This window comes from Providencia sp. Me31A (assembly GCF_050487165.1).
Taxonomy (GTDB): domain Bacteria; phylum Pseudomonadota; class Gammaproteobacteria; order Enterobacterales; family Enterobacteriaceae; genus Providencia.
Genome location: NZ_JBKQGZ010000009.1, coordinates 178,084 through 185,829, shown reverse-complemented (window position 1 = coordinate 185,829; position 7,746 = coordinate 178,084). Strand labels below are relative to the sequence as shown.

The window sequence follows — 7,746 nt, the reverse complement described above, 5'->3', positions numbered from 1 at the left end:
GTTGCAGCTCTAGAATTGCAGTCCAGTATTCTCGTTTACTTTGTTGTTCCATAGTCCCTCCAATGAAAAAGCTACTATGGCAAATGACGAGTTTGTTTAGTATGTGTGGTTCATTAACCGCTTACATAACAGGAACAGCAGAGCCGATAGACGCTCCAGCTAGTGCGCCTGATACGCCACCAGCAACAGCTCCTGTCTTTTTCCCGATATGACGTTCACGAATACGGGTTGAATCGCAGGCCGGGCAACGAATGTAATTTTCCATGATAATTTCCTTTTAGGTTGATTAAAAAGCAAAAAAGCCCCTGTCCGTGAGGACAGAGGCTTTCAGTGATAAAGCTTTTTTATTGAATGAAATGTATTACGATAAATCGTGGTTAGTTATCATGCGTTTTGACGATGAAAATTCCCATGAACAATATTGCCACCATTTCGCAATGAATCGATATAGTCGGCATACCACTGCATCATTTCACGTCTCCCTGCCAAATATTGCGCCATGGTTATAGGTTCCACGTATCGCATTTTTATTGCTATGCGCCAGCTGTGTTTCAATCCAAGCGCTGTTAAAACCTTTCTCACGATAATCCTCATCTCGTGGCGGAGACCGTGTCCTGTTAGCCTTCCTTCATACCTAAGCAATTAAATCGCTTTCTTGACTAACCAGCTTTTGATGAGTATCTAGCAAGGTATGCAAAACTGTATCTGCAAGCCTCACACTATCTCATTGCCTAATTTAGCAAAACTAAACGGCGAAATTTCCCTTTCCCTATTCGCATCCAGATAATCAGCCCACCATTGCACCATCAGTCGTCTTTCCTCAATATGCTCAGCCTTATGAATATAAGCAGCTCTTACTGAATTGCGTTCTTGGTGGCTCATTTGCCTTTCTACTGCATCCTTCGACCATAGCCCTGACTCAATCAACGAGCTACAAGCCATCGTTCTGAAACCATGTCCACAGACTTCCGTCTTAGTGTCATAGCCCATCACACGTAACGCGTTGTTAACTGTGTTTTCACTCATTGGTTTTCTAGGATTGTGATCGCCGATAAAGATCAGTTCGTGGTTGCCACTGAATTGATAGATCTGTTTTAAGATCTCAATGGCTTGTCGGCTTAAAGGGACTAAGTGAGGAGTACGCATTTTTGATCCACGATGAGAGTGCTTAACCCCTTCTATCGCTTCGCGTTCAGCAGGGATCGTCCACATGGCATTATCAAAATCGATTTCATCCCAGCGAGCAAAGCGCAATTCACTGGAACGAATAAAAACTAACAAGGTAAGTTTGACAGCAAGTTTAGTTAAAGGTCTTCCCTTATAATCATCGATACGTTGTAAGAACTCGGGTAGACGTTTAAGCTCTAAAGCGGCTCTGTGGACTCGTTTACCTGTCGCAACTGCACCCGCCATGTCTTGCGCTGGGTTATAGTCGATTAAACCGCTTTGTACGGCATAACGCATTATGGCTGTCACACGTTGTTGTAAACGTGCTGCAACCTCAAGACGTCCAGACATCTCTACGGCTTTAATCGGTTCAAGGAGATCACGAGTGTTTAGTTCGGCAATATTGCGTTTACCAATAGCAGCAAAGATATTGTCCTCAAGGCTTTTAAGGACTCGATGGCTATGCCCTTCTGACCACTTTTTATTGGTCGCGTGCCAATCACGAGCTACCTTCTCAAAGGTGTTAAATTCCTTTTGCTGTTCTTCCTTTAATTCTTTCTTGAGCTCGCGAGGATCGATACCTAAAGCGACTTGCTTTCTGGCAGCATCCCTTCTTTCTCTTGCATCCGCTAAAGAAATTTCAGGGTATACACCAAAAGCCATCAAGTGTTGTTTACCGCCAAAGCGAAAACGGAAACGCCAATATTTAGAACCATTGGGGTGAATATAAAGAAACAAGCCATCACTGTCTGTCAGTGTATAAGCTTTATCTTCAGGTTTAGCTGCACGAACTTTTGTATCGGTTAATGCCATATTCTTTATCCTCTTCACCCCAGAGTGAGTATATAAACGAGATATCTCAGATTACAGTCGATGATTTCGAGTTACATAAACAACTAAGTATCTACGCCAAAGGCTGCGCCTGCATTGCTTTAGCATTGGTAATTCAAGATATAATGAGTATACAAACATTATCGAAGCGAAGATATACTCAGTTATATACTCACTCGGAGGTTGATGTGGGTTGAGTTAAGTTGACATACATTGACTGAAAACGCGGGGGAAGCCTTGCAAATACTGGATTTTAGATACAAAAAAAGACGTCAGTTGACGTCTCTTGATGTTCTTATGGTGCCGAAGGCCGGACTCGAACCGGCACACCCGAAGGCGGTTGATTTTGAATCAACTGCGTCTACCAATTCCGCCACTCCGGCACGAAGTGATGTGTTTCTTGGAAAACGCTGCCATTATACTTGGCTTATGCCTACTGGCAACACTTATTCGTGAAGATCCTGTTTGTTCGATTAAAAAAAAAGCATATTGCGCAAATTAACCTTCGTGCCTAAGAAAGCTTCTTTTGTTTATATATCTATTAATGAATATGTTAATTTTTTCCTAATTATTTTTATTGTCACGAGACTCTGTCACTGGCGATAGACCATTATTTTTGCTAGTTTATCTGTAATCTAGTCAAATAATTAAGGTTTTATCATGGGTTTTGTTGGGTGGATAGCGACAGGGATCTTTATTGGCATCTTAATTGGTGTAGTAATGAAAATTTTCGCTAAGAAAAAATAAGATTGGCTGAAAAGCCATTTGCAAACATTCATATCGGCTGGCTTCAAACATGAAGAAATCATTTCTAAAAATTCTGTCAATATCCGCGCTGTCTTTAGCTTTAATGGCCTGTTCAAGCCAGACAGAAAAAACACCAAAGTTTCTGCAAAGTAATGATGTTGAGTCCTCAGACTGGCGTGTTTTTGAAGGAGATAGAAGGACTTACGAGCGCGTCGCTAAGATTGTCGATTTATATGCTAATCGTATTTTTAATGAAAGTAATGCCCGAGGCATGGCGGTCATTGTTATCGATAATAACCAAGTTTTATCTCGCTATTATGGTGAAACTGCACCCGGTAATGGTAAGAAGCCTGGGCCAAACTCATTAATTCGCATAGCATCAATCTCAAAATTAATGACAAGCGAAATTCTAATTAAGCTTGAACAAGATAAAAAACTGTTAATTACAGACCCATTACAACAGTATGCATATCAAGGCGTTACTGTTCCCGATAACGGCAGCGGGCAACCTATCCGTTTATATCACCTCGCTAGCCATACGAGTGGGTTACCTCGCGAGCAACCCGGTGGAAAATGGGGGCGCCCTGTATTCATTTGGCCAACACAAGATAATCGTTGGACATGGTTGAAAACAGGTAAATTAGATGCAACGCCTGGAACAGAAGCATCCTATTCAAACCTTGCTTATGACTTATTAGCAGATGCGATGGTGAAAGCATCGGGGCAATCTTACCCACAATTATTTAGCCACTACGTGACTTCTCCGGCTAAAATGACCGATACCACCTATACGCCAAGCAATGCCCAATGCGCACGTTTAATGGAGGGCACCAAACCAAGCCCTTGCCATAATACCCTTGCCGCTGCAGGTAGTGGCGGTGTGTATTCAACCCCTGCGGATATGCAAAAGTGGATGCAGCAATTTTTATCCACCGATAGTCATTTGCGGAAAGTCACCGCTGCACGTGAGCAAGGCATCTATTTTCCTCGCGAAAAACTTTTAGAAATTAAAGGGATGGATGTTGCTGGCCACGCTGATGGTTTAGGTCTCGGCTGGGTTTATATGAAACCCCAAAATGGTACCCCCGGTATTTACCAAAAAACTGGTGGCGGTGGCGGATTCAATACCTATATGGCCATGATCCCACAGCAAAACATTGGCATTTTTGTGGTCATGACCCGAAAAGATAGTAGTAAATTCAGTAAATTAACTATTGGTGTTAACGAACTTATTGCCGCGCTGTCTTCTAACCATGCGTATGGAAAACATTGAAGGCGTACCGCTGACGCTTTACAAGCAATGGCGAGTTATACCCCAATCCTAAAGCGTGGATTTGTCCGCATTATTACATTTATTGCAACAACAGCCTGATTTATTCAGGCTGTTTTTAACATTTTTACCAACCATTTCTATAATCAATTTTTTAAAGTTCTCGATAATCTTTTAGTTACTTAATTTACGTATAAGAGCCCGAAATGAGAACTAAAAATACACCGACAATCCTGAATGATTACGCTGAATCACAGCGTAAAGTCAGCCTAATCGAATTTAATAACATGCTAAGTGAGATTAAAAATCACAGTATTAATAACCCCAAAGAATTCAAAGCAAAGTCGATAATCATCACAATCCCTAAAAACTATTCTGATGACTTTGAAATGTTGGCAATTAAAGCGTGCCGACAAGAAGAACGACGCATTTATCGAGAAGAATGCTCTGCTGCCTTCAAACTGAAAATGCATAATGGCATGAAACGAGGAATTTTTTCTTTAGCTCAGCAATTGGCTAATAAAAGTGGTGAGAATATTTTGGCTATAGATAACCATCCCGACTTAACCGTCACCAAAAGGAAGTTATTTCGACCACACCCCCCACTTCTCGCCTTTATCAGTGCCCTAGGTTATACATTTTTTGGCTAACAAAAAATGACCTGCTACGTAATGGTTCTAAAATAGTGTGTAAATCCATATCGTTATTAGACAAACTTTATAGCCTGAAAAATCTGGCTATAACTTGCCATTAATATCGCTTTGTGCAATATGTTAACCCATAGAAAAACTATACTTATGTTCTCTTTTCCTTAAAAAATGAGAAATCAGATGAAAATAGCTTCATTTTCCTCATTCCATATACTGCGCCCCAGCACAATGAAGCAAGGTGCTGCATCTGAATTAGTTCGGCAGCTCAGAAAAATCTATAATCACAATAGGGCTTACCCTAGCCCTCAGAAACCTGCTCAAATAGAAATCGATCTCAGTCAGCTTAGTCATTTCAAGGACGGCACCAACCTAAAAGAGTTAGAAAAAACTGCCGAGTATAAGCAGTTAGTAAATGACACTCGCCAAAAAATACACAACGAATTCACACAAAAAGAATGGAAGCATGCCTACCCTCTTCGCCAATCATACACAGCCAATGGTGGACTATTTTCTTACGCTCAACAATTAGCCAATAGAAGCGGCTGCAATGTTATCGGCGTTAAAGGGGAATATATCTATGCGCAAGAGGGAAACAAGCGGCAATCTCTCATTTTTCGGCCTCAAAATAAACTATTCCAAATTATCAGTAACTTAGGTAATGCTTTGCTACATAAACGACGTTAAAAAGAAAAAGGCTGTGAAATCCGAAGACTCACAGCCTACTACAGCCTACTAACGGCCTATTAAGTGATTATTTTCGTTTAACTAACAATACAATACTTACAATTAGGAATAAAAGGCTTGGCAACGCCGCAGCTATAATCGGTGGCACTGAATATACCAAGCTCCAGTTACCGAACCCTTGGTTAAGAACATAAAATAAGAACCCACCAACAATCCCTGAAATAACGCGAACCCCCATAGGAACGGTACGCAAAGGCCCGAAAATAAATGAAACCGCCATTAACATCATGACCGCAGCAGAAAGTGGCGCAAGGATTTTTTTCCACATACTTAGCTCATAAACCGCAGCAACTTGGCCACTCTCTTTTAAGTATGAGACATATTGATACAAACCACGAATAGATAGTGAGTCGGCATTCAAAGATACAATACCGAGCTTCTCTGGCGTTAAATTGGTCTTCCAATCTACTGTCAACCGCTGTGAACCCGTGATTTTTTTCTCACTACTGAGAATCGACTCATCAACTTGAGACAATACCCAAAGTTGGTTGGTCGTGTCGTATTCCCCCCTTGAGGCGAACATCACTGACTTAAGCTTCTGTTGTTCATCAAAATGGTAAACTGACACATCCTGAATTGAAGTGGCATTATTAATACGCTGAATATGAATGAAATCACGGCCATCTTTCGCCCACATCCCTTCATCCGTCACGACTAATGAATTGCCCACAATTTTTTCTGCGCGGTAGTTTCTTGCCCATTGTTCCCCCGCAGGGGCCATCCATTCACCAATAAACATAGCGACTATCACCAGTGGGATAGCCGTTTTCATGACGGAAAGTGCAATTTGTAAGCGAGTAAAGCCTGAAGCTTGCATCACCACCAGCTCACTACGAGAAGCCAACGCTCCTAGCCCCATTAATGCCCCGAGTAGTGCAGCCATTGGGAAAAAAATATCAATATCTTTTGGTACGGTTAATAACGTGAAGACCCCCGCACTTAGCGCAGTATAATCCCCATCCCCGACTTTACGCAGTTGTTCAACAAATTTAATGATACCTGCAAGTGAAACCAGTAGAAATAGCGTCATCAAAATGGAATTGAGGATGGTTCGACCGATATACCTATCTAAAACACCAAACATCAGGCAGCCCCTTTACTCAATTTAAGACGCAGGCGGCGCATAGGAACAGTATTCCATGCATTGAGAACCACCGCCAATACAAAATACCCCAAGTTGACTGACCACATAGCATATCTTGGGTCGATATCGCCTTTATCCGCACTGTTACGCAGGGTACTTTGCAGCAAAAAGAAGATAAGATACAACAACATCGCAGGCAACATACTGAGTACGCGCCCTTGACGTGGGTTCACTTCACTGAGTGGCACAACCATTAACGCCATAACCATCACAGAGAAAACAATTGTTAAACGCCAATGAAATTCTGCATTAACTTCTGGGGTGTTTTCATCCCACAATTGCAACATATTTTTTTGTTCAACACGGTCACTGCGAGCTTCACCAGTTTGATGGTCAACAATCGCTTGGTAGTTTACAAAATCAGTAATACGGAAATCGCGTAACAGTGCAGTTCCCTCATAACGCGTCCCTTCATTTAATACAACGACTTGGCGACCATCTGGGTCTTCTTTCATGTAACCGCTTTTAGCGACCACCACGGAAGGACGCTGTTCATTAGCTGCACGTAGCTGAGCGAGAAAAACATTTTTAAAATTATTACCTTTGACATCACCAATATACAACACATAGTTGCCATCTTTGGTGGTCTTAAACTGACCTTCTACCATCGCAGCAAGAGCAGGGTTCGCTTTGGCATCCGCTAAAACTTGTTCTTGATATTGTGATGACCACGGCAACATCCAAGTGATGTTGGCAACAGCGACCATTGCTGTAATAACAGCAAGGACTAACGCTGCTTTGACAAGTACGCTTTTACCTAAACCGCAGGCGTGCATTACTGTTATTTCACTTTCAGTATAAAGTTTACTGTAAGTCATCAATAGCCCAAGAAATAGGCTCAAAGGTAAGATTAACTGCGCCATTTCAGGCACGCCTAATCCCAGTAAAGGAAGTACTAAGTTTGAGGGAATATTACCCTGAACAGCTGCCCCCAGAATGTCTATCGACTTCTGACTAAAAAAGATTAGCATCAATACAAAAAGTATGGCTAACTGGCTTTTCAGGGTTTCCCGTACCAAATATCTAATAATGATCACGCTAATTACGCCTGTGAAAACTTGTCTTTTGGGTAGAAAATGGCTAAGTTCGTTCAATGTCTGCCATTTACTAACATATACTCTGGTTTATTGTATGGCTAGAATGATATAAAAGCATTCTCTATACTGATTGAAATATCAGAACATGCTTAATAT

Annotated in this window: 7 protein-coding genes, 1 tRNA gene and 1 pseudogene; 3 read left to right on the top strand and 6 right to left on the bottom strand. The window is 41.6% G+C overall.

Going from position 1 to position 7,746, the window contains the following annotated elements:
* Positions 1-121: 121 nt before the first annotated feature.
* The 4 genes and pseudogenes from ACLPIE_RS09515 to ACLPIE_RS09500 form a co-directional block, all read right to left on the bottom strand.
* Positions 122-265 carry a hypothetical protein gene (locus ACLPIE_RS09515; protein ID WP_430261418.1) on the bottom strand — a complete coding sequence of 48 codons (144 nt, stop codon included), beginning with the start codon at positions 263-265 and terminating at the stop codon, positions 122-124.
* A 119-nt stretch (positions 266-384) separates the two neighbouring features.
* Positions 385-633: pseudogene (locus ACLPIE_RS09510) on the bottom strand (tyrosine-type recombinase/integrase); the annotation flags it as partial.
* A gap of 81 nt (positions 634-714) precedes the next feature.
* The gene (locus ACLPIE_RS09505; protein ID WP_004915968.1) at positions 715-1,980 is read right to left on the bottom strand and encodes a tyrosine-type recombinase/integrase; all 1,266 of its coding nucleotides are present in this window, start codon (positions 1,978-1,980) and stop codon (positions 715-717) included.
* 316 nt (positions 1,981-2,296) lie between these two features.
* Positions 2,297-2,381 (bottom strand) — tRNA-Leu (locus ACLPIE_RS09500).
* Between the two features lie 413 nt (positions 2,382-2,794).
* Here ACLPIE_RS09500 and ampH point away from each other — a divergent pair.
* From ampH to ACLPIE_RS09485, 3 genes are all read left to right on the top strand, one after another.
* Positions 2,795-4,018: a D-alanyl-D-alanine-carboxypeptidase/endopeptidase AmpH gene (ampH, locus tag ACLPIE_RS09495; protein ID WP_430261417.1), complete on the top strand. Its 1,224-nt coding sequence runs from the start codon at positions 2,795-2,797 to the stop codon at positions 4,016-4,018.
* A gap of 203 nt (positions 4,019-4,221) precedes the next feature.
* Positions 4,222-4,665 (top strand): hypothetical protein, encoded by a 444-nt coding sequence (locus ACLPIE_RS09490; protein WP_430261416.1) that lies wholly within the window; start codon positions 4,222-4,224, stop codon positions 4,663-4,665.
* A gap of 180 nt (positions 4,666-4,845) precedes the next feature.
* On the top strand, positions 4,846-5,349 hold the full coding sequence (locus ACLPIE_RS09485) for a hypothetical protein (protein ID WP_430261415.1): 504 nt from the start codon (positions 4,846-4,848) through the stop codon (positions 5,347-5,349).
* A gap of 67 nt (positions 5,350-5,416) precedes the next feature.
* On the opposite strand, the gene lptG is transcribed toward ACLPIE_RS09485, so the two are convergent.
* Together lptG and lptF are read right to left on the bottom strand one after the other, a co-directional pair.
* The gene (gene lptG / locus ACLPIE_RS09480) at positions 5,417-6,493 is read right to left on the bottom strand and encodes an LPS export ABC transporter permease LptG (protein ID WP_430261414.1); all 1,077 of its coding nucleotides are present in this window, start codon (positions 6,491-6,493) and stop codon (positions 5,417-5,419) included.
* Entirely contained in the window at positions 6,493-7,590 is a 1,098-nt protein-coding gene (lptF, locus tag ACLPIE_RS09475) for an LPS export ABC transporter permease LptF (RefSeq protein ID WP_430261413.1), read from the bottom strand. Before lptF ends, lptG begins: the two co-directional genes overlap by 1 nt.
* Between the last annotated feature and the right edge of the window lie 156 nt (positions 7,591-7,746).